Genomic DNA, 23,466 nt, shown 5'->3' on the forward strand with positions numbered 1-23,466 from the left:
GAAGTTCTGTTTTCATTAACCGTGGCTTTTTATGCAAACTTAAAAATGATATTAAAAGAAAATGAAAAGGATAATGATTAGTAGAAATATCGTTTTGGCTTTGTTGCTGCCGGTTTTTTGTATGTGTACACAATCAGGGAATAAAAAAGGAAGTTTAATCAAATTTGTCGATCCCCTGATTGGTTCCGGTGGACACGGACATGTTTTTGTTGGGGCGAGCGTTCCATTTGGAGCGGTGCAACTTGGCCCGAATAATATATTCAAAGGGTGGGACTGGTGTTCAGGCTATCATTATTCCGACAGTATTGTAATTGGTTTTTCGCACACCCATTTAAGTGGCACCGGTGGCGCTGATCTGGGAGATGTACTCTTAATGCCTTTTACCGGGAAAACTAACCTGAACCGGGGAAAGCAGGAAGATATCAGCAACTCATACGCGTCGTATTTCAGTCACAGCAACGAAGAAGTTCGGCCCGGATATTATTCGCTGTTACTCGACAAGTACAAAATAAAAGCAGAGCTAACAGCCACCGAAAGAGTTGGAATTCATCGTTATACTTATCCCGGAAAGGAGGACAACCATCTTTTGATTGATCTGAAAGAAGGAATAGGAGATAAATCCTACGAAACATATTTGAAACAAGTGGATACCAACACCATTGAAGGATATCGTTTTTCAAAAGGTTGGGCGCGCGATCAGCGATTGTGGTTTGTATTGAAAAGTAACCGGGAAATTGAAAAGGTTGAATTGTTTGATGAGGACGTATTCGTCGGCCTTCGCGAATTAAGAGCAGAGGCTGTAAAAGGAGTCGTTTCTTTTGTCGGAGATCCACAGGAAGTGATTCTTAAAGTTGGTATTTCACCAGTAAGTTCAGAAAATGCACTTGCTAATATTAATGCAGAAGCTCCCGATTGGAACTTTAATCAAATTGCTGGTCAGGCTGAAGATAAATGGAATAAGGAACTTTCAAAAATGGAAGTTGAAACCCCTGATTCGGCTTTGAAACAGGTTTTTTATACGGCTATGTTTCATTCCTTTATCGCTCCTGTTTTATTTAACGATGCTGATGGAAGTTATCGTGGGACCGATAAAGAAGTATATAGTAATCCCGGGTTTGAAAACTATTCGGTTTTCTCGTTGTGGGATACTTACCGTACCGATCACGAGTTACTTACGATCGTTCAGCCCGAAAGAATAAATGATTTTATCAACTCAATGTTGGCGATATACCAACAGCAAGGCAAGTTGCCGCAATGGCACCTTATGGGGAATGAAACGAACGCGATGTTGGGTTACAGTGCCGCTCCCGTAGTGGTTGATGCATGGCAAAAAGGATTTGATGGTTTTGATGAAGAATTGGCTTTTGAAGCTTTAAAAGCTTCAGGAACTTTTCAATCTCAACGTGGTATTGCCCCGCTAATGGAATATGGGTTTATACCCAGAGAAAAGGCTCGCGAAGCAACTTCGGTGGCTTTGGAAAATTCGATAGATGATCGAAGTGTTGCGCAAATGGCAAAGGGACTTGGGAAAGAAGAAGACTTTAAATACTTTTTTAAAAGATCAGAGTCTTATAAAAGTTACTTTAATAAAAATACCGGTTTTGTTCATCCCAGATCTGCTGATGGTTCATGGGCATCGCCTTACGATCCGATGGAATCTATTCACATGGTGGGCGACTTTTCTGAAGGGAATGGCTGGCAGTACACATTTTTGGTTCCACAAGATCCGGAAGGACTGATAGAATTGTTTGGTGGCGATGATAAATTCATTGATAAGCTTGATTCTCTATTTACAATTACCGGAGATATGGGAGAGCACGCTTCTATTGATATCACTGGTTTAATCGGAATGTATGCACAAGGAAATGAACCGTGCCACCACATGGCTTACCTTTATGCTTTTGCCGGACAACAATGGAAAACAGCAGAAAAAGTGCGGTACATCCTTGATAATTTTTACACCAACCAGCCTGATGGTTTAATCGGGAACGAAGACTGTGGACAAATGTCAGCCTGGTACGTAATGTCGTCAATGGGTTTTTACCCGGTCAATCCATCAAACGGGATTTATGTTTTCGGTAGCCCCATATTCGATAAAACAAGCATCAAACTAAAAGATGGAAAACAGTTCGTGATAGAAACGGTTAACAACAGCAAGGAGAATATTTATATACAAGCGGTTGAGTTAAATGGAAAAGAATACCAGAACAGTTATATAAGGCATTGCGATATTGTATCTGGGGGTGTTCTGAAATTCATTATGGGAGATAAACCCAACTATAGTTTTGGTACTGCAGTTGATACCCGGCCAACGTCAACCCTCTGATTAAATTCTAAATACAGAAATCTATGTAAAACACGGTGAATTACAGCTTTGGCTGGTAATCACCTCAAAATATTTTAAACGATGAAAAAAGTAGTAGCTAGTTTATTGATTGTATTGTTTGCATTAAATGTGGTGAATGCTCAAAAACGGCCCGATCCGCAACCTGCTCCTGACACAAAAGAGGCTTTTAAAGTCGGTATAGCGGGTTATACCTTTGCGAAGTTTGATATTGACAAAACACTTGAAACCATGCAGCGTGAGGATGTGCATTATTTGTGTATCAAGGATTTTCATTTACCTTTAAACAGCACCGCAGAACAGATTGCGGCTTTTAAGAAAAAACTTAGTGATAAAGGTGTGACAGGTTATGCAGTCGGCCCGATTTACATGAAGAATAAAGAAGAAGTGGATCGTGCTTTTGAATACGCCAAAAATGTAGGGGTTAAATTGATTGTGGGCGTGCCCGAATATGACTTGCTTCCTTATGTAGATAAAAAAGTGAAGGAATACGACTTCAGAATTGCCATTCACCTGCACGGGCCCGACATTAACAAGTATCGGGATGCAAAAGACGTTTGGGATCATGTAAAGGATCTTGATTCGCGTATTGGGATGTGTTTTGACATGGGGCATGATACGCGTAACGGAAACGATGCCGTTCAGGATTTAAAAAAATACCATGACCGCATTTTCGACGTTCATTTAAAAGATGTAACCGGAAATACAGGTGCTGGCTATTCTGTTGAAGTTGGCCGTGGGATTATAGATTTCACCGCGATGGTAAAAATGTTGCGAAAAGTGAAGTACACTGGCATGGTTTCGTTGGAACACGAAAGAAACATGGATAATCCTTTTATGGGAATCGCCGAATCTATTGGTTATTTTAGAGGCGTAATTGCAGCCACTCGAAAATAATTGAGAAAAGGGTAGCGTTCATTTGTCTTTCTTTTCGCTGGTTATGTAAGAGAATGATGCAATTGCACAATATCAGATTAAGTCATTTTAAAAAGATTTGTAATGAAACCTAAAGTAAGATTAAACCTGTTAATGATTGTTGTTTCTTTTGCTGCCTTATTTGTGCATCAAAGTGTATTTAGTGCTGAAAATAAAAAGCCGGTTGATTATGTAAATCCCTACATGGGTAACATAAGCCATTTACTGGTCCCCACTTTTCCAACCATTCATCTTCCCAACAGCTTACTTCGGGTTTATCCTGAAAGGGGCGATTACACTAACATTGAAATACATGCCCTGCCATTGGTGGTTACCAGCCATCGTGGTAGCTCAGCATTTCGTTTGAGCCCTTTTCAGGGAAATGAAAGCGATTTAAGACCGGTGATCAATTATAGTTATGATCTGGAAAAAATAACTCCTTATTCGTATTCTGTCTATTTGGACGAACAGCAAATTCAGGTTGATTTTGGCTTGTCGCATCAGTCGGCAGCTTACGAAATTGAGTTTGAAAAAGAAGCTCCTGCCTACCTGATTTTAAGTTCAGGCAACGGAAGTTTAAGCTGGGACGGTAAAGCAATCAGCGGCTTTCAAACAATAGGGAACAACACCAAAGTGTATGTTTACCTCGTTCCGGGAACAGCTCCGCAAAAGGTTTCAAAATTAAATGACCGAAAACTGGAGGAGGGCACCAGCGCCGAAGGCCGAAATGCCTGTTTGGTGATGAATTATCCTGTCGGAACAAAAAGTCTGGGGGTAAAATACGGGATTTCGTTTATTGATGAGGCACAGGCAAAAGCCAACATGGAGCGCGAAGTAATTGGAAAAACAGTGGCCGAACTGCAAAAGATTGGTCGCGATATTTGGAATGAAGCACTGGGGAAAATTCAGATTGAAGGTGGAACTGACGATGAAAGAACGGTGTTTTACACTTCGTTGTACCGCTGTTTCGAGCGTCCGGTTTGTATTTCGGAAGGAGATCGCTATTACAGTGCTTTCGATGGGAAGGTGCACGATGACAACGGACGTCCGTTTTATACCGACGACTGGATCTGGGACTCTTATCGCGCCCATCATCCACTTCGGATTTTGATTGATCCCGCGAAGGAAGGAGATATTCTGAATTCCTTTGTACGGATGTCGGAACAAATGGAGCATTTCTGGTGGCCGACTTTCCCCGAAATAACAGGCGACAGCCGACGCATGAATTCCAATCACGGAGTAGCATCGGTAATCGACGCTTACCGGAAAGGATTGAAAAACTTCGACCTTGAAAAAGCTTATCTGGCATGCAAAGGTGCGATTACAGAAAAAACACTGGCACCGTGGTCGGGAAGACCTGCCGGAGAACTGGATCAGTTTTACAAGGACCACGGTTATATTCCGGCTTTGTACGATGGCGAAAAAGAAACGATACCCGAAGTGCATTCGTTTGAAAGCCGTCAGCCGGTGGCCGTTACACTGGGAACGTCATACGATGAGTGGTGTTTGTCGCAGATCGCTGAAGAGCTGGGAAAAAAAGAGGATGCTGCCTATTTTAAAAAGGCTTCATACAACTACCGGAACCTGTTTAACGCGAAAACTAATTTCTTTCACCCAAAAGACAAAGAAGGGAAATTTATAGAACCGTTCGATTACAAGTTTTCGGGTGGAATGGGAGCCCGTAATTATTATGGCGAGAACAATGCATGGGTTTACCGCTGGGATGTTCAGCACAATATCCCGGATTTGATCGGTTTGATGGGAGGTGACGATGCGTTTGTGAAAAACCTGGATGCGATGTTTCTGGAACCACTGGGCAGAAGCAAATATGCATTTTACGCACAATTACCCGATCATACCGGGAATGTGGGGCAGTTCTCGATGGCCAACGAACCTTCGTTGCATATTCCTTATTTGTACAACTATGCCGGACAGCCCTGGCGAACTCAAAAAGTAATCAGGAAGTTGCTGAAAGAATGGTTTAGAAACGATTTGATGGGTGTGCCCGGCGATGAAGACGGTGGCGGTATGTCGTCGTTTGTGGTATTTTCTGCCATGGGCTTTTATCCCGTTACTCCCGGAACTCCGGAATACAGCATCGGAAGTCCTATGTTTACCAACGTTTCACTTGATTTGGGCAACGGTAAAATTTTCACAATTGAAGCCCGTAATGCTTCAGATGAAAACAAATATATCCAGTCGGCTACTTTGAACGGCGAAAAACTGGATACACCCTGGATTTCGCACGAGGCGATTGCAAAAGGCGGGAAACTGGTTTTTGAAATGGGACCGAAAGCAAACCGGAACTGGGGAGTGAAATAAACCTGACAAAAGGTGCAGACCTTATAAAATTATAGCAAAAGTGCAGGCTACGAAAAGGTAGTCTGCACTTTCTTATTGCGGGGAAAGAGATGGTTGGTGAATGATACCAATCGTCCCTTGCCTAAACAAATTTCTCCCTCTTTTGCAGATTAAACAATCCGTAGAGGATAAACACCAGCATTCCGATTCCCAGGAAAATCCTGTTTTTACGAATGGTCCCTTCCCAAATCACTTCATTTAGGTTGTTCGGAATCTCAAAGGGATTCAAAAAAGGATTCCATTGGGTACGCTGTATGGTATCCTGTAAAATCATTATGGCTACTCCAATCAGTACCATGGTAACTGCAGTTCCGTTCCCGTTTTTTACAATCGTTGAGAACATAAACGACATCGAACCCAGAAACACAATTGGGTACATGAGTTGGTACGACATTTCCATTATATTGATTTTATAAAGCAATACGGACGCGATTCCGGAGAACAGTATAATAATAACAAAGACCAGCGAATAGATCATGACCAACCTCACCAGCCATACTTTGTACCGGTAGTTGGGAATACCGAAAAGGATTTCGAGCATTCGCGAATCGTCATCATTTTGTATCCCGAAAACCGATGGATAAAAGATCAGTAATATTCCCGGGAAAATCAGGAAGTCGTAAATTGTTCCATCGGTAATTGTATTGTTGTTAACAACATTTATAATAGCGACAAAAAGGAAAAATGCCAGTGCCGCAATTAGAAACCAGATAAAACGATTGGCAAAAATGATCTTCAGGTTGTAACGGATCATTTTAATCAGGATGAAAAGCCTGTTTTTTATGTTGAGTTTTGAAGCCATTTTAAACAAAGTCTTTAAGTAAGCACAAATAAGCATCTTCCAGGTGTGGCGAAACATTTACCGCATCGGGTGTCGGTTTTTCTTTAGCCAGGCAACGGACTTTGATGTTTTCTCCGTCGCGCATGTGGTGAACAATGAGTTGTTTGTTGGCCATATTGTCGAATTCTTTTGCCGGAACCGAGAATTGCCAAACAAACTTGTTCCCCATGTTTACCATGTCGGTAGGTGTGCCAAAGTATTTCAGGTTACCCCGGTTAATAACGGCTACCTGGTTACACGAGCTCGAAATATCTTCGATAATGTGGGTGGAGAAGATCACGATTCTTTCGCGGCTGAGTTCTACCAGCAGGTTACGGAAACGGATACGTTCGCGCGGATCGAGACCGGCAGTAGGTTCATCTACCACCAGAATACGAGGCAGGTTCAACAAGATCTGTGCTATTCCGATCCTTTGTTTCATACCTCCCGAGAAGGATCCGATTTTATCGTTCCGACGTTCGTACATGTGCACGTTTTTCAGTACATATTCCAAACGTTCGTTTCGGATTTTTGTATCCTTAATCCCCTTCAGAATGGCCTGATAATCGAGGAATTCCCATGCCGACATGTTTTCGTAGGTTCCGAATGCCTGTGGCAGGTAGCCAATCAAACCCTGCAATTCTTCCCGGTATTTCTGCGTGTCCAGTCCGTTAATCCAGATCTTTCCGTAACTCTGTTCCAGAATACCTGTAATAATTCGCATCATGGTCGATTTCCCGGCGCCGTTAGGTCCGAGCAGACCAAACATACCTGTTTTAATTTCGAGAGAAACGCCGTTCAGCGCCCTGAAAGGTTTCTTGCGTTTTCCAACCACCGGAATCTGACGAATCAAAGTGAAATAACCACGGCGTAAAACACTGAATCGTCCTTCGATACGGGCAATGTTCAGGTTCTTTTTCTGGATGTATTCAGCCGAACTGTAGATGATCAGCAGGATGTACCAGATGATACCTACAAAAATCACCATACCAAGGTTGTCCCAGTTTTTGTAGAAGATAAAAAGGAATACAGCCGGAAGTACCCAAAAGATCAGGTTGTAAATCCATTTGTTGAGTTTCAGGTAGAGGTTTTTACCTGTTGCTTCGTGTTTATTCAGGAGTACCTGTTGAACAGGAACACGCAGGAGCAAAAGGAAGAAAAATACACTGTGCGACAGGATCCACATCCAAAGGTTACTTTCGAGGTAAAAGAAGGTGAAATAAACCAGGAATCCGAAGAGTGGCAACTGCCACACCATATCGTAAAAGTCGCGCAAACTTTTGTATTCGCGGGTTAAGCCGGCGCGTTCCCTGATTTTAATTCCCGATTTCCATTCGCGAACAAAGCGGGAATCGCGGTCGTAAATTTTTACCAGTTTTTGTACTTTGATCCGGATGGGCTCGTTTTCGTCAATTACTTTTTCATTGGCCTGACGCAAACTGGTCATCACAAAAGCAACAACACCCGGCACCAGAATAATCAATAACATGAAATCGAGTAATTGCCAGAGGAAACTATCCACTTCGAGGTAAACCAACACGGCTCCGGTCACAAAAACTATAAGCATTCCGGTTTTTAATCCCCAGTGCAATGATTTTATCCAGTTGAGCGAGTTTTCAAGCCCGGCATAAAGCGTAGGGATGAATACCAGCGTTAATATGGTGCTCAACGACAAACCGCCAATAACAGTGATGGCAAACGGAGCTCCAATTGCACCTACATATTCAGCCTGACCCATGGCCAGGGGGAACAGAGCGACAATGGTAGTAATGGCAGTAATCAGGATCGGGCGAACACGCGAAAGGCCTGCCGTCATTAATGCCCTTGATTTTCGGAACCCGCGTTTTCGCAAAATATTGGTATAATCGATGAGGATAATACCGTTGTTTACCACTACCCCGATCAGAATAATAAAGCCCATTAAGGTGTTGGCATTGAAAAGGCTGTTTCCTGTAAAAATAAGCGCCAGGAAAGAACCAATAGCCGCCAGCGGTATGGAGAACATCAACACAAACGGCGTGGAAAGTGATTCAAAAACCGAAGCAAGAATCATCAGGATAAGGATGAAGGCAGCAGCGATTAGGAAGTAAAACTCGGAATACTGGTCTTCTTCATGAATTACCTGAACGGCAACACCGGCGGGCAATTTATAGGAACTGATGATATCATCAATTTCCAGGCGATACGCTTCGAGCAGGTCTTTTGAATCTTCTGCCTCGTCGACAAAACGGTAATTCAACTCGATCTGCTTTTCCTGGTTTACACGTCTTATGTTGGCCATTCCGCTTGCATAAACCAGATCGGCCAAATCCTGCAATTCATAGGTCGCTCCCTGGCTGTTACTAACCGAAAGGCGGCGCAGATCTTCAATTCCTTTCTCCGAATCTTCTTCCTCCACGCCCTCCGGGAGTTTTTCCTTGATCACAATCTCGTATTCTTCGGTACCTTGTTTAAAGTTCACGCCCGACGTAAATTCACGGTTGAAGGTGCGAAGGTCGGAGGCAATGTTGTTTAGAGTGACACCGTATTCGGTAAGCAAAAGCTGGTTGAAATAGAGGTGTACCTCAGGCCGGTTGCGCGACACGCTGACATTGGCCCGGCGGATGGATTCCAGGTCTTCGATGTAATAAAGCAGGTCTTCGGCCACGCCTTTCATCACTTCGAAGTTTTCGCCTTTTATCACAATGCGTTCCTGGTTGCTGCCAATTCCCATAAACTGGGCAAAGCCCTGCGAACCTGAACGCCGTCCACCTCCTCCGCCACCACGGAAACTGGAGCTTGAAGTAGGTGCCTCGAGACTGACTTCTCCCTGCGATATATTTTTTACGCGGTCTTCAACATCTTTTTTAATTTCGGCAATCGTCCGGTTGTCAATGTCTTTATAGTCGTCCACCAAAATAAAGGTCAGAATTGCTTCTTCTTCCTCAATTTTTGAAATCAGGTCTTTCTTTTCCTTGATATCGTTTAGCCGGCTTTCCACTTCTGCTACCAGTTTGTCTGTAGCATCAAGTGTTGATCCGGTTGGCATGGTTACATATACCGAGAACTGGGTTTCTTCCACTTCACTCAGATTGTTTACACTCACTGCCAGAACAATAAATACGGTGAGGAAAAAGACGACGATTGCACCAATGATCGTTCTTCCCGGAACTCGCATACTTGCTTTTAGCAACAGGATGTAGATCTGAATGATGCGGTTATTGGTCGTAACCTTTTCGTAGAAAATATTATGCTGTTTTTTCCCTTTCAAAAGCAGGTGAGCACCCATTGGGATAAGCAGCAACGCCACAAAAAGTGATACTGTTAAAGTTGAAATGATGGATACACCCACGTGATTTCCCAACAGTTTAACCATGTAGTCGGTAGAGAATACAAAAGGAAGAAATACAGTAACCGTGGTAAGTGTGGCGGCTAAAATGGAGCGCCAAACTTCCTGTGTTCCTTGTGTAACCGATTGCTCGGGGCTCATTCTGTTCCCCGATAAGCGATAAATATTCTCGAGTACCACCACACTGTTGTCGAGGAGCATTCCGATGGCCAGCACCAAACCCACCAGGGTTAAACTGTTGAGCGAAATATTAAACGCATAGAAGAGATTGAAGGCGGTGAATACTGAAATGGGCATCGCCAGCGCAATAAACGAAACAATGCGCATGTTTTTAAGGAACATCCAAAGAACGAATATGGCAAGTAAGCCACCAACCAGCGCCAGGTTAACAATCTGGTCGATGTTGTTCTCCATGGTTTCGGCCAGGTTGGTTTGCACCACTATTTCCACATCTTTTGAAGCCAGCTTTTGGTTTAATGTGGCAATTTGATCCTGTACTTTGTGCGACAAATCGATCAGGTTGGCCTGTGAATCGCTGACAAGCAACATCGAAACCGCATCGAGTCCGTTGACACGGCTGATCGAGGTTTCTTCCTTTACGCCAAAAAAGACATCGGCAACATCCTTCAAAAAGATGGGCCCATCGGCCACCACAATATTTTCGATATCGGAAACATTATCGTATTCAGCCGTTACATGTACAAAGTATTTTTTGTCCGATTCGTGCAGGTAGCCTGCGAACGTGCGGTTTTGCGAGTTCCCCGAAATGGCACTGCTGATTTGCGCCGGTGTAATTCCATAGGCTTCACACGCCGCTGCATCGTAGGTTACTTCAATCGAACGTTCTTTACCTCCGTAGACCGTAACCGAGGCAACACCATCCACGTTTTCAATTTCAGAAGTGATGTCCTGATCGACGATGTTCCGAACCCGGTCAACTCCGCCGCTGCCCCTGATTTGCAGTTCCATAAACTGATTGGTGAGCTGCTCGGTGTTCACTTTGTTTACGATAACGGTAAAGTTATCGTCGAGGTTGGCTGCCGCCAGGTCAATCTTTTCCTGCAACTTCAGGAAGGTGTATTTAAAATTGACGTTCTGCTTAAAATTAACCTGGATGGAAGCCGACTGGTTATTGATACTCGACTCCATACTTTCAATGCCTTCCATGGTGCCAATAGCTCCTTCGATCGGGATCACGGCCTGGCTTTCCATGTATTTAGGATCTACCTGGGTCCGCGACTGGATCTGCACGAAAAGCATCGGCAGCTCGGCATTGGGCATTAATTCCACCGGTAGCCTTTTGTAGGAGATGTAACCAAGCATGGTCAACCCTACAAAGAGCATACTGATGAATATTTTTCTATGTATGATGAATTTCATTTTTCTCGTTTTGGAACGCTGATGACGGCGATTTTCTTGATTATCGCTGATTTGGATTTGTAAATACTTTTCTCCTGATTTCAGGGACCTTCCCAAAATTCAAAAGTAATCCTACCTCAGTTTCAGTTGCTTTTAAATAGTTTATGAGCTGGAATTCATGTTCTTCCACTACCGCCTCGGCAGCTTTAAGCTCAAGGATCACACAGTTGTTTGCAACTATATCCGCATAATATTCGCCAACCACCGATTCATTATAAAACACCTTGATTTGTTTCTGCGATTCAACAGATAACCCGGAATTGTGCAGTTCGATCAAGAGTGCATTCTGATAAACTTTTTCCAGAAAACCATAGCCCAAAGCATTGTATACTTTGTAAAAGCACTTTATGATCTTTTCAGTTAAATCAGAATATTTGTAATCTGTGGTCATCTTTACAATCTGCGTTTTCAGCGTTCTGTTTTAATCTTCGGTCTTTACAAACAACTCTCTCACCCGGTCGAGCACATCGTACACGCAAGGGATCACCACCAGTGTCAACAGAGTTGATGTAACCAAACCTCCCACAACTGCCAGCGCCATCGGAGAGCGTAACGAAGCACTTTCCCCAAAACCTACCGTAAGCGGAAGCAAAGCGAGGATAGTTGTCAAACTGGTCATGATGATCGGGCGGATACGTTGTTGTCCGGCCTGAAGAATTGCCTGCGTGCGGTCCATTCCGTCTTTTCGCAGCTGGTTGATCCGGTCGACCAGGATGATCGAGTCGTTCACCGCTATACCTACCAGCATGATCACTCCAATAATGGCCATGATGTTGATCGTTTTTCCGAGTATAAAAAAGATGAGGATCGTTCCAACAACGGCCAACGGTATGGTTAACAGAATGGTAAACGGATGGATCAGCGACTCGAATTGAGAAGCCAGCACCATGTAAACCAAAATAATTGACAACAACAGTGCAAACGCAAGGTTATCAAGCGATTCCTGTCTTTTTTCTTCCTCTCCGGTTACCAGGATGCGGTAGTCAGGCTGAAGATCGATGTTGGCAGTGGCTTCACGAATTTCTTTCGAAACATGGTCCAGTGCTAGGCCTTTGTCCATCTGCGCCGTTACTTTTCCAAGGCGGTTCTGGTTTCTGCGGATAATCTCTTTGGGTGAAACTCCGTAAGAGATATCGGCAATCTCATTTAAGCGGAAAACCTGGTCGCCCGAAGTGATAAGGAATGAATTGATTTCTTCGATGCCTTTTTCCGGAACTTTGATGGTAATGTCCTGCATTTCACCGTTTCGTTCCAGTTCTCCTGCTTCCTTCCCTTCCAGCTGTTCCTGAATCTGGCTGATCACCGTGGCGATGTTGATGCCGTACATTCCGGCACGCATCCTGTCCACCTTGATTTCTACTTCAGGAGCACCGTCTTCGATCGAAGTTTTGATGTTGAACAAACCGTTGATCGCCAGCATTTTTTCTTTAACCTGGTTAACAACGTTTTCAATTTCATCCATTTCTTCACCGCGAACTTCCACTACAACGGGAGCATCCTCTGTTCCCAGGATGGATTGAAGCGCCGTTTCTTCCTGTGTGAAGCTAAGTTCCAGCCCTTCAATATTGGCGGTGAGATTATCCAGTGTTTCTACAATACTTTCGGTATTTATGGAGGCATCCTCTTTCAGAATAATTTTCATTTCTGCCGTATTCTCTCCCTGGAAAACTGCATTTGCATCGCCGGTAATTCCTGTTGACGGGCCGGCTTGCGAATAGATAGTGGCTAGATTGTCACCAAGATAGTCGATCAGAATGTTTTCGATATTTTTAACCGTCGCTTCCGTACGTTCCAGTTTTGTACCTTCCTGTAACTTCAGTTCAACGGTTAGTTCGCGGGTTTCCGTTTTGGGCATAAATTCGGTTCCAATAAATGGAATCAGTAAAGCCGATGCTGCGATTGAGGCAGTGGTGAGAATAATGATCAGCCATTTGGCTTTTAAAGCTTTTCCTAAAAAGAGGGCATAACCACCCATCTTAAGTGATTTGGCTTTAAGCGGAGCTTTTTTGTTCCGGTAAAACCGATGATACATCATCGGAATCAGGAAGATGGCCACCACAAGCGAAGAAACCAGCGAGAATGCAACTGTCCAGGCCTGATCTTTGAACAATTCGCCCGATGCACCGTGCAAATAAACGATGGGCAGGAACACAATAATAGTGGTTAAGGTTGATGCTGTTATCGCACCACCCACCTGTGCAGTTCCTTCTATGGCGGCTTCGCGCACGCTCATTCCGTTTTCGTGGTTTCGGAATATATTCTCCATCACCACAATGGCATTATCCACGAGCATACCTGCACCCAATGCAAGTCCTCCCAAAGTCATAATGTTGATGGTGAGGTGGTTGAAGTACATCAGGTTGAATGTAGCGATAATCGATATTGGAATCGCCACACTTACGATTAAGGTTGTTCCGACTCTTCTCAGGAAAAGGAAAAGGATGAACACCGCCAGCAGAATACCGATAAGTGCGGTTTCCTGTACTTCGCCAATGGCGCTGCTGATAAAACGGCCCTGGTTCGACACAACCGTAAGTTTATATCCGGGTAGCGCTTTTTCGATGGAAACCAACGCTTCATTGATTTGCTCCACCGATTTTACGGTGTTGTATTTTGTTTCTTTGTAGATGGATAAACCCACACAACGTTCTCCGTTGATGTGCACAATGTTGGTGGGTTGTTTATTTCCCACATAAATTTTGGCCACATCTTTCAGAAAAACAGGGGCCATTTCGTTGCTTGAGCGGTTTTGCCCTGAAGTGGTGCTAAAAACTGTTTTGTATCCCACGATCAGGTTTTCAAAATCTTCGATCGATTGCAACATTGAAACACCTTTTACGATGTATTGTGTTCCCATGTCGGTGATACGTCCACCCGATACGTTTCGGTTGAAGTTTTCAATACGGTTTGCAACTTCATCCATCGAAAGATTTTGTGCTTCCAGACGGTAAACATCGGTTTCGATGATCACTTCGCTTTCTTCCTGTCCGGATAGTTCAACTTCGGCAACCCCTTCCAAACGAACCAGTTCGTTACGAATATAGTTTTCGGCCACCTTCCGTATCTCATTCATGTCGGAGATCTCGGTGTGTGTTAGTCCGATGAGCATTACCGGAGTTGTATTCGGATCGTGCTGGGTAATTTTCAGCTCATCTATTTCCGAATTCTGAGTGAGCGTATTGAGGGCTTTTTGCAGGTCGAGGAAAGCCTCGTCCATGTCTTTGTTCCAGGCATATTCCACGGTAATCTGGGCCGAACCCACTCGCGAAACGGAAGTTACCTGGATAACATCTGACTGGCGGATGGCCAGCGCTTCGATGTTCTCCACAAACTGTTTTTCCATTTCTTCGGGCGGCCGTTCACCCGAAGTCACTTCCACAAAAATGCGGGGAGAATTCAGGTCCGGGAAAAGGTCAACCCCCAGTTTATCGTACGAAATATAGCCCAGGAGAACAACTCCCAAAACTACCATCAGCACAGTAACCGGATAGTTGACAGAAAATTGAGTTAATTTCTTCATAATTCTGTTCCTCTATAATTACCGGCTGTTAAAGAATCACTTTTACTTTCGAATTGTCGCGAAGGGTTTCAAATCCTTTGATGATTAAACGATCATTGGGAGCCAGTCCTTCCACGATTTCAATTTCATCCTGGTTCGAGATTCCGGTGGTAATGCGGCGATCGTCGGCAGAACTGTTGCGTCCGACAACAAACACATATTTCCCGCGCGAACCTGACATGATAATATCTTTCGGAATGACTACAACACTGTCTTTTTGAGCAGTAATGATGTTGGCTTTGATAAACATTCCCGGGCGAAGTTTCAGCTCCGGATTGTCGATCTGGAGTTTTCCGGCGAAGGTACGGGTCTCGTCGCTAATTGCCGGTGATAGTTCGCTTACGTGTCCCTTCAACGTATCTTCGGTTAAGGTGTAGCTGGTGATCAGCACATTTTGCCCCACCAGGACATCCGGGATGTTTTTTTCAGGGAGGTTGATTTCCACATACATCTGGTCGTAGCTCATCAGTTTCACCATCGATTGTCCCGACGAAACGCGCACGCCTTCTGTGTAATAAGGAAGATCGACGATTACTCCTGAAAAAGGAGCAACAATTTGCATTTTGGCCAGTTGAATCTGGGCATTTTCATAACTGTTTTGTGCTTCGATTGATGACACTTCGGAGTTACGCAGTTCACGCAAGGTAACACCTCCTTTTTCGTAAAGCGATTTTTGTTTATCGTATTCCTGTTGAGAAATTTCGAGGTTGAGTTTTTTCGATTCGAGCGATAGTCCGTTCAGGTACTCTTCGTTGGTAAACTTAATAATTGCCTGACCTTTCTCAACGCGGTCGCCTAATTTGAATTTACGACCGGTTTTCGGATTTACCTGTAACTGGTAGTCGCCTACAATTTCTGAAGTAAGTTCGGTTTCCGATTTTGCCTTGGCAGTACCGGTGGTGGTTATAAATTGCTGAATGCTTTTGAGTTTGATGGTCTCGACTGAAACCGGAACAGCAAGGTCGCTGCTCTCTGATGCAGGTCGGTTGTTACACGAGATGGCGCTTGCAACGATGACAGCCAGGTAAAGTAATTTTATGTTCTTCATTTTTTTAAGTTTTTTCGTTGGTTATTTTTTGTCTTGTGTGAGGTAAAGTTCACCGGGTAAAATCTGTTCTCCTTTTTCGAAATCGTACAACGATTGAATTTTCAGATTCAGCAGTTCAATTTTGTAATTGATAAGCGCCTGGCTGTAGGAGATTTTCTTTTCCGACAACTGGGTCTGGTAAAGGTTAAGATCCATACCGGTGAGATCGCCGTTTTCGTAACGTTCCAGATTAATTTCGTAGGTTAACTGCGCATTGCGTTCGTTTTGTTTGGCAATGTCGATTTGGGTTAACTGGTTTTGCAGGTTACGGTACACCTGGCGAATATCCACTACGATCTGTTTTTTCTGTTCCGACAAGTTTAATTCCTGCGACTGAATCGATGCTTCGGCTGCAGCAATACGGGCTTTCTTTTCGCCCCAGTCGAAGATTGGAATATTAAAACTAACACCTACCGAAGGACTCTTGGTCGGGTTTTGGTAGATATTGCCCAGGTCGCGGTTGTCGCCTGTGATCCCGAAACGCAGGTTCATTTCACCTTTGAATTCGTTTAATGCTTTGGTTTCAATCAGGCTAAATTGACTGTTTTCCACGTCGATTTCACGTTGGCGAAGTTCCATTCTCGATTTCAGCCCGTTATCAATCGCCAGATCGAGATCTATTTTCACCGGATTGGCGCTAATGTCGGCCAGGATCATAATGTCCTGAAACAAGTCCATACCCAGGTAAAGTTTTAACTGATCTTTGGCATTTTCAAAGTTTACTTCATCGTTCTGAACCGTTGATTTGGCGGTAGAAAGGTTCAGCTCTGCCTGGTATTGTTCTTCTTTTGCGGCCAATCCTGCATTTACTTTGTTAACGATGATGTCGTAACTTTTTTGAGTATTGGCAAGTTCTTCCTTGGCAATACTCAGGTTCATCTGGGCCATGTATACGTTGTAGAAATACTGGGTAACGTTTTTCTCCAGGTTCAAACGCTGAATGGCATAACTGATGTTGGCATTTTCCAGGTTTAACTCCAGCTGTTTAAGTTCGAGTTTCAACCGGTTATACGTAAAAAGGGGCTGGTTTAAGTTGAGGTAGAGGTTGTTAAAAAATACCTCACTTTTGTTTTCGTCGGATGACAAGGTTGATTTACTGCTCGACCAGCCGAATTCGTTGGTAAGCGAAATGGTTCCGTCGGTAGGAAGTATGGGTTGAGAAATCGTAAATAAAGTATTTGATTCAAAATTCTCGTTGGTGTACCATTCCGAGAAGCGGTTGTCGAACCGGCGCTGTTTGCTGTAGGTTACCGGGTTAACTTCGAGCGAAAATCTTGATTTTAGCGCTGCCCGCTGGGCTTCCAGGCTCTTCTGGTAACGCTTCAGATTCAGCAGTGAAAGCTGCAGATCGGGGCTCCCGGTTTCGGCAATGCTCAAGGCTTTTGCCAAAGTAAGTGCTTCCTGTGCCTGAGCGTAAAAAACGCCCGTTGCCAGAAAAGCCACCAGAAGAATGATTTTCTGAAATTGTTTAGCTTTTGTCTTTTTCATCTCTATGTTTGATTTAATTGATTTACAGTTCAACGATTTTTACCGCATCGGCAAATATTGTTCTGAGTTGTGTTTTGTTGGTTAATTCGATTTTCGCTGTATCGGGAGAGAAGTAGTACGATCCCAGATGGTTCCAGCCCGATTCTGCATTCTGAACATCAAGTGCAGCTTCTTCGGGGCCATCATCTCCGTGAATGATAAAATTGTAATTTCCTTTTTCTTCTCCGCCATCGCGGCCACGCCTGCGCATTTTGTACAGGTGAAAATATACGTCGTAGTAACCTGCTTTCTCCACCGGAACGTTCCATGTGGCCACCTGGTCGCCTTCTCCGCCTTTGATATAATAGCCTGAACGAACATATTCGCCGTAGAATTCGTCGCTGGTAGTAGCCGTCCAGCTGGTCGCCGGTCGCCACCAGTTTATTCCCTGGTACTTACGTGTCTGCTCTTCTTCTTTTACAATCATTTTTTCGAGTAAGCTAACGTGGTGATTGGTGGTAATGCTGAATTGCGGATCTTCGTTATCGACCACAATTTCGTTGGGCTGTTTCAACTGAACCGGCACATCAGTAACCACTTCTTTCTCTTCGGGGCGCGCCTTCGGATCCTCTTCAATTTCGCGGAAGAAGTTCATCATCGTTTGCGGAATGTTTTTCGATGTCATGGTGTTTATGATCACCATCCTTGGGTCACCGTCAAAAAGATAACTCAACTCCTTGGTTTGATGAGGTTCCAGGAAGACCAGCTTGTTGATAACATCGTCGTTACCACCACCGCCGCGCGGACCAAATCCACCGCCGCCACCGCCCATGCGGAAAGATAATTTCACCATCCCTTCGGTATCCGAGAAATTGGTAATTTTTGTGCTAATCATTGCCTGCATGGCTTCGCCACTTTTCACTTTTACAGCTTTTACAGGTTCAATTAAGTATCCGGGTAGTGTTTTGGCCTTGAACCAGTCATCCATAATCGGTACCAGCTGAATATTAAAAGCCTCGTTGATCTGTCGGTCAAAGTCTTCAAATGCGATATTCTTGAATTTGTTGTCAGCCAGCATTTTGCGTAGAAAATCCTCAAATTCGGTTTGCCCTGCTTTCGATTGAATCATCGAAAAAAGAACATCACCTTTTAGCTTAATAACGTTGTCAACAAGGTCTTTCTGATCAGGATCAGCCAGAATTTGCTCAAAGGTTTCATCCTGAAGCGCAATGTTTGCCAGCACATCCTCGCTCTCGCCATTCATGTTGCCCATAAAAACGGAACGCATATCCAGCGACTGACTTTTAAGATAGGCTTCAAAAACACGGTTGGTGATTGGCCACCGGTCTGATTGGATATTGTTCTGAAAGTTGTAAAGCATCGGGAAAATAAAATAGGGATTTCCAAATTGTTCCATGGTCATTTGCCCCCTGCTGAAATTTCTGTTTTCCTCGGTTTCTGAAGTAAACTTCCGAAGAAATCCTTCCAGTACCCGGAGTTCCTTATCCTGATCAGTCATGTCGTTACCTCTGCCACCCGGGCCACCCCAGCGTCCGATGTTTTCTTTTTGTTTTTTGAAATCGGCATCACGTAGCATGTATCCTTTTTCCGGAATGTAAACTTGCTCGGGTTGAACGGCTTCCTGGATCGATGTCCACATGCGTTCGTAAGTTTTAAACTGAGCAGGAACCTCAACAATCGACAAGCGTTTGGCGCTGAATTCCATGTTGTAAGTACGGACAAAGTCGTCGAAGCGTTCGTTGATAATGGCCTGCAAGGTATCTTTTGATTCGGGAAATTCACTGGAGAAATAATCGTGTCCGTCAAAATACCAGACACCAAACTCCACGTCTTTTCCTTCCATTTTCATTTGCTTGTAATTCCCAATCGTCAGCGATACCTGTGTCAGCGGATTTTCGTTTTCAAAGTTGAATTCACCAGCCGAAACCTCGTTAATCACACCCTGAGAAATGGCTTGTAGCCCCGGATTGGTTTTTACTTTCATCTCGAAGCGCGTAAATTGCGGCTGGTGCCAGCTAACATCCTTCGAACTGTAGGTTGTCCCGGCTTTGGGATACCAGTTGGCTTCTTTGGTCAGCAAAACATAATTGGGCTCTATGAAAGCATAGCGTTTGTCGACATTCAACACAAATTTGCCGTATTTTTCCAATCGGGTTTCTTCTTCAATGTCAAGGTAGCAGTAGGTTTCATCGATCGATCCCGAATAAGCAAATTCAACATCGGCAGTGTCGCCGGGTTGCAGGTTCACGTTGTCAGAAATAATGACCAACTGTTTGTCGCGGAGGAACTGGGTTGCAGCTCCGTTCAGTTTCAGATCATCAATTTTTAGTCCGCCATTCAGGCTAAAAATCAGTTTGTTCATCGGTACTTTGGTGTGGTTGGTGACCACAAGATTCGATGTAACATCTATGGTTTTTCCTTTATGGTCAACATTCAGTTCGTTTGCAACGATTGAAACCGCGGGTTCGCCCACATATTTGTTGTTGAGTTCAACAATTTCAGCCCTGATTTTCTCAGCATTTTTGAAGTAGTGGATATGATTAAATGCCAGGTAGCCGGCTCCGCCTATAAAGATGAAGCTGAAAACCAATGAGAACCAGGTCATTCCTTCGGATTGCGGGAGTCGTTTCAACAGGAAGATGGTCAGAAAAATAAATCCGGTACCAAGTCCAAAGTAAATACCGCGATGAACGAGTATCACCGCCAGGTTTCCAAAACCAACCACATCGGAGCTTAACATCGGAATGTTGAAAGCCATGTAATCGAAGATGTAGTAAAATTTTGCCTGGATCAGGAACAGGGTTATTCCGATGTAGCCCAATACAAGAACAAAAGTTATGGCCTGGTTTCGGACAAGGCTCATTAACAGGAACGAAAGCCCCATGATGAAAACCAGGGTTGGAATACTGATCAGTATCAGGTAAATTCCATACAGCGCCCAGTCAACTATAGTTCCTTCAGAAAGCATGTTAAATACCAGTGCCAGGATAACCACAGCAATGTTCAGGGTTAGGAAAACCTGCATGTTCCCCAGGGTTTTTCCGATGACGTACTCGCCGTTGGTCATCGAGCGCATGTAGATTACCTCGGTAGTGTCCAGTTTCTTGTCGCGTTTCAGGAAATCTGATGCGAGGAAAACCGCAATTATGGCTTGCGCTACGTTTAAGATTAGTAAGTTAAAATAGGGGATGGCGCTGGGGATGGCACGGATGGCCCAACCCTCTTGTCCTCCTCCCTGGATAACCATTCCAAAGTTCATCCCGAATAAAACGAGGAGCGACAGAACGCTGAAAATGCGGAAAAACCAACTGCGGAACAGTGTTTTACGTTCGTATTTCGCGATGGAAAAAATATTGTGAAACGATATCATCTTTATAGTTTTAGGCGTTGGACCACTGATTCAATTTGTTTTCCATAAAATGGACATAAGCGTGCTCAAGGTTGGGAGCAATTTGTTTCCCCTGGTAGCCGTTAATGTCGCTGGCTACCACCTGCACTTCCCAGCCTCCGTCGATAGGAATGGTAGAAATGACCGGGTATTTTTCGTTGATTTCGAGGTACTCGTGCTCGGTGGCTTCAATTTGCCAAACGTTGCCTTCGGCTTCTCTGATCAGCTGTTCGGGAGATCCGGTAAAGGCCAGTTTCCCTTTGTTTAAAAGCGCCATGTTGTCGCAGGTACTTGAGATGTCACCCACAATATGTGTCGAGAGGATGATAATTACATCGCGGGTACTGAGGGTGGAGAGCAGGTTCCGGAAACGGATACGTTCTTCGGGGTCGAGACCTGTAGTAGGTTCATCAACAATGATTATTTTGGGATCGTTGATGAGTGCCTGGGCAATACCCAATCTTCGTTTCATACCACCTGAAAGCTTGTTGGCATTCCGGTCGCGTGCCTCAAAAAGCCCCACTTCCTCCAGCATTTGATCTACCGCCGCCCGGCGAACTGTTCCGTTTTTCATTCCTGCCAGCCGGGCTGTATAATCCAGGAATTCGTAGGTTTTCAACTTCGAGAAAAAACTAAAGTCCTGGGGAAGATATCCTAACATGGACCGTATTTCTCTTCTGTTTTTCGACAGTTCAAAGTCGTTAAAATATACTTTACCACTGGTGGGCTTCATTAAAGTGACCAATATCCGCATCAGGGTTGATTTTCCGGCTCCGTTTGGCCCCAATAACCCAAACATTCCGTTGGGGATCTCAAGGTTCAGATTTTTAATGGCATAGCTGCCACCTTTGTAGATCTTGTTTAGATTTTCGATTCGTATATGCACAGCACAATCTATGGTTAGTGAAACAATAACTTCGACTTTGACTGAAGAAGCTTACAATCGTTTAATTAGGTTAGTAAGGAAAGCTGACTTAAATTACATTCAATTGGTTTCCATTTTCTTTAAAAAGCAAGATTTTTGTGTCTTTAGTTTCTGCAATAAAAAAAGGAGTATCAAAAATTGCATTGATACCCCCTTGTTTCCTGTAACAACAAAAGCTATTAGAGTTTTGCAATAAACGTATGGTCTTTAAAACGTTCACTTACTACCACCAAGTATTCTCCGGGTCTCAGTCTTTTCAAATCCAGTCGCTTCTGAATGGCAAGATCTCTTCCGAGTTTGGCCTCCTCGATGTGTTCTCCATTGTGGTATATGTTTACATACACTTGTTTCATGCCGGTGTTCAAAAACGAAATGTCGAGTTGATTGCCGTTAAGATTAAAACAAGGTACGTAACATTTTTGCGGAGGCCCTACCTCCATTTTATTGTGGTTGATACTCAAACTGCGGCTGACACTTTGGTTTCCGAAATTCACCGACAGGCAATAATCACCATCGCCTATTTTTGAAAAATCAAACAGTTTTTTGTATTCCCTGTATCGTTCGTTGGTGCAGTTAAAATACAGGATCTCACCGTCGGAATTGGTCAGTGTAATCTCCAGCGGAGTGGCAGTAGAAGCACTATAGGCCAGCATGGCTTTGTCTTTCTCCACCTGAACAACATTCATTTTAGGGAAATCTGTGGCACTTCCTATTGCTGCAATAAAAAGTGTAAGGGTAAAAAGTACCCAGCTTTTCGTTTTCATGACTTGCTTTCTTTAATTGTTTATTTATGGCTTGTTAAAATTAAGGCATAAAGGGCTGTCGTGTAATTAATTTCGGCGAACGACAGTAGAACAAAGTCAGACAGCAGGGCAGAGACAACGAACGTTATTGGTCTTCATTTTTAGGGATTTGGAATGCTTTTTCAGCGGGGAAAGACACTTTTGAGGGTTAAAAGTTCAAAAAATAAAAGGTAAGCGCAAGAAGATTTCTTCCGGATGGAATGGGGCATATAAATTACACCGGACAAATAAGCGTTTTTGTTCGAATGAAAGATGAAAAATGTAAGATGGAACCGTCTGGTAGTCAGTAAACGGTTTTACCTTTTCATGATGCCGTAACAGATAATCTTCAGGATGATATCAACACTTCTTTCGAGGTTAACATCTCCGTAATGACCTGCTGTAAGTGGCATCTCCAAGCCTTTAATGGCTGTGGTGATTCCGATGGCAGCCAAATTGAAATCGTAAATTTCAAACTCGTTTTTACGTACACCTTCAATCAGAATTCTTTTGATCATTCTGATTTCATCCTGCTCGTACTTTAGCTTTACTTCATCAATGAAGCCAACAGCAGTAATGTCATTCTCGATGGCGTGATAAAAATTGGCAAGGTTCCTGAAAGTTGCCAGCTTGGTGAGGATGTAATCGCGCAATTTGTCTACCGGATCGGTGTTTCGGTTGATGACAATTTCGAGTTCATGCGCCAGTATCTCCACCTCTTTCATAATCACAGCCTGGAATAAATCTTCCTTACTGTTAAAATAGTAGTACAGCGAACTTTTGCCTTTGCGCACGGCATTTGCAATGTCGTCGAGGGTAGTTTTTTTAAAGCCGTATTTACTGAAGATTTCGCGAGCAATTTTCAGGATGTTTTCGCGGTTTGCATCCCTTTTGTTCCCGTTTTTACCAAGATCGTGCATTGCCTTTTATTTAACGAAAAAATATCAGCAAAGATAGTTATTTATTTTGCCTGTAAAACTTTTTAGAATTTTAAAATCGAAAAGACGACAACGCGGATGATTTGCATCAAAGTGTTCACCTTGTTCATTT

Annotated in this window: 13 protein-coding genes; 3 read left to right on the forward strand and 10 right to left on the reverse strand. The window is 43.7% G+C overall.

What is annotated here, in order from left to right; translation table 11 throughout:
- Nucleotides 1–61: 61 nt before the first annotated feature.
- From MR764_RS05805 to MR764_RS05815, 3 genes are all read left to right on the forward strand, one after another.
- A complete protein-coding gene (locus tag MR764_RS05805) occupies nt 62–2,326 on the forward strand; it encodes a GH92 family glycosyl hydrolase (protein WP_247978460.1) in 2,265 nt (754 codons plus the stop codon).
- Nucleotides 2,327–2,407: 81 nt separating this feature from the next.
- Entirely contained in the window at nt 2,408–3,241 is an 834-nt protein-coding gene (locus MR764_RS05810; RefSeq protein WP_247978461.1) for a sugar phosphate isomerase/epimerase family protein, read from the forward strand.
- A gap of 102 nt (nt 3,242–3,343) precedes the next feature.
- Nucleotides 3,344–5,581 (forward strand): GH92 family glycosyl hydrolase, encoded by a 2,238-nt coding sequence (locus tag MR764_RS05815; protein ID WP_247978462.1) that lies wholly within the window; start codon nt 3,344–3,346, stop codon nt 5,579–5,581.
- 121 nt (nt 5,582–5,702) lie between these two features.
- Here the strand turns inward: MR764_RS05815 and MR764_RS05820 are convergent, their stop codons facing one another.
- From MR764_RS05820 to MR764_RS05865, 10 genes are all read right to left on the reverse strand, one after another.
- Nucleotides 5,703–6,422, reverse strand: a complete 720-nt coding sequence (locus tag MR764_RS05820; RefSeq protein ID WP_247978463.1) for a hypothetical protein — start codon at nt 6,420–6,422, stop codon at nt 5,703–5,705.
- Between the two features lies 1 nt (nt 6,423).
- Nucleotides 6,424–11,148, reverse strand: a complete 4,725-nt coding sequence (locus tag MR764_RS05825; RefSeq protein ID WP_247978464.1) for an efflux RND transporter permease subunit — start codon at nt 11,146–11,148, stop codon at nt 6,424–6,426.
- Nucleotides 11,149–11,188: 40 nt separating this feature from the next.
- Nucleotides 11,189–11,578, reverse strand: coding sequence for a GxxExxY protein (locus tag MR764_RS05830; protein WP_247978465.1), 390 nt, complete (start codon nt 11,576–11,578; stop codon nt 11,189–11,191).
- A gap of 30 nt (nt 11,579–11,608) precedes the next feature.
- Nucleotides 11,609–14,707 carry an efflux RND transporter permease subunit gene (locus MR764_RS05835; protein WP_247978466.1) on the reverse strand — a complete coding sequence of 1,033 codons (3,099 nt, stop codon included), beginning with the start codon at nt 14,705–14,707 and terminating at the stop codon, nt 11,609–11,611.
- 28 nt (nt 14,708–14,735) lie between these two features.
- Complete coding sequence (locus MR764_RS05840) at nt 14,736–15,794, reverse strand: efflux RND transporter periplasmic adaptor subunit (protein ID WP_247978467.1); 1,059 nt, start codon at nt 15,792–15,794, stop codon at nt 14,736–14,738.
- Nucleotides 15,795–15,815: 21 nt separating this feature from the next.
- Complete coding sequence (locus MR764_RS05845; RefSeq protein ID WP_247978468.1) at nt 15,816–17,321, reverse strand: TolC family protein; 1,506 nt, start codon at nt 17,319–17,321, stop codon at nt 15,816–15,818.
- A gap of 22 nt (nt 17,322–17,343) precedes the next feature.
- On the reverse strand, nt 17,344–20,691 hold the full coding sequence (locus tag MR764_RS05850) for a M1 family aminopeptidase (RefSeq protein WP_247978469.1): 3,348 nt from the start codon (nt 20,689–20,691) through the stop codon (nt 17,344–17,346).
- 10 nt (nt 20,692–20,701) lie between these two features.
- Nucleotides 20,702–21,595: an ABC transporter ATP-binding protein gene (locus MR764_RS05855; protein ID WP_247978470.1), complete on the reverse strand. Its 894-nt coding sequence runs from the start codon at nt 21,593–21,595 to the stop codon at nt 20,702–20,704.
- A 218-nt stretch (nt 21,596–21,813) separates the two neighbouring features.
- Nucleotides 21,814–22,398: a hypothetical protein gene (locus MR764_RS05860; RefSeq protein ID WP_247978471.1), complete on the reverse strand. Its 585-nt coding sequence runs from the start codon at nt 22,396–22,398 to the stop codon at nt 21,814–21,816.
- A gap of 335 nt (nt 22,399–22,733) precedes the next feature.
- Nucleotides 22,734–23,336 (reverse strand): TetR/AcrR family transcriptional regulator, encoded by a 603-nt coding sequence (locus MR764_RS05865; RefSeq protein ID WP_247978472.1) that lies wholly within the window; start codon nt 23,334–23,336, stop codon nt 22,734–22,736.
- Between the last annotated feature and the right edge of the window lie 130 nt (nt 23,337–23,466).

Origin of the sequence: Maribellus sp. YY47, from assembly GCF_023111095.1 — a bacterium.
Classification (GTDB): Bacteria; Bacteroidota; Bacteroidia; order Bacteroidales; family Prolixibacteraceae; genus Draconibacterium.

Bases quoted from the DNA above. Each gene is read 5' to 3' on its own strand.
- MR764_RS05805 (WP_247978460.1), top strand. From the start codon at position 62: ATGAAAAGGATAATGATTAGTAGAAATATCGTTTTGGCTTTGTTGCTG.
- MR764_RS05810 (WP_247978461.1), top strand. From the start codon at position 2,408: ATGAAAAAAGTAGTAGCTAGTTTATTGATTGTATTGTTTGCATTAAAT.
- MR764_RS05815 (WP_247978462.1), top strand. From the start codon at position 3,344: ATGAAACCTAAAGTAAGATTAAACCTGTTAATGATTGTTGTTTCTTTT.
- MR764_RS05820 (WP_247978463.1), bottom strand. From the start codon at position 6,422: ATGGCTTCAAAACTCAACATAAAAAACAGGCTTTTCATCCTGATTAAA.
- MR764_RS05825 (WP_247978464.1), bottom strand. From the start codon at position 11,148: ATGAAATTCATCATACATAGAAAAATATTCATCAGTATGCTCTTTGTA.
- MR764_RS05830 (WP_247978465.1), bottom strand. From the start codon at position 11,578: ATGACCACAGATTACAAATATTCTGATTTAACTGAAAAGATCATAAAG.
- MR764_RS05835 (WP_247978466.1), bottom strand. From the start codon at position 14,707: ATGAAGAAATTAACTCAATTTTCTGTCAACTATCCGGTTACTGTGCTG.
- MR764_RS05840 (WP_247978467.1), bottom strand. From the start codon at position 15,794: ATGAAGAACATAAAATTACTTTACCTGGCTGTCATCGTTGCAAGCGCC.
- MR764_RS05845 (WP_247978468.1), bottom strand. From the start codon at position 17,321: ATGAAAAAGACAAAAGCTAAACAATTTCAGAAAATCATTCTTCTGGTG.
- MR764_RS05850 (WP_247978469.1), bottom strand. From the start codon at position 20,691: ATGATATCGTTTCACAATATTTTTTCCATCGCGAAATACGAACGTAAA.
- MR764_RS05860 (WP_247978471.1), bottom strand. From the start codon at position 22,398: ATGAAAACGAAAAGCTGGGTACTTTTTACCCTTACACTTTTTATTGCA.
- MR764_RS05865 (WP_247978472.1), bottom strand. From the start codon at position 23,336: ATGCACGATCTTGGTAAAAACGGGAACAAAAGGGATGCAAACCGCGAA.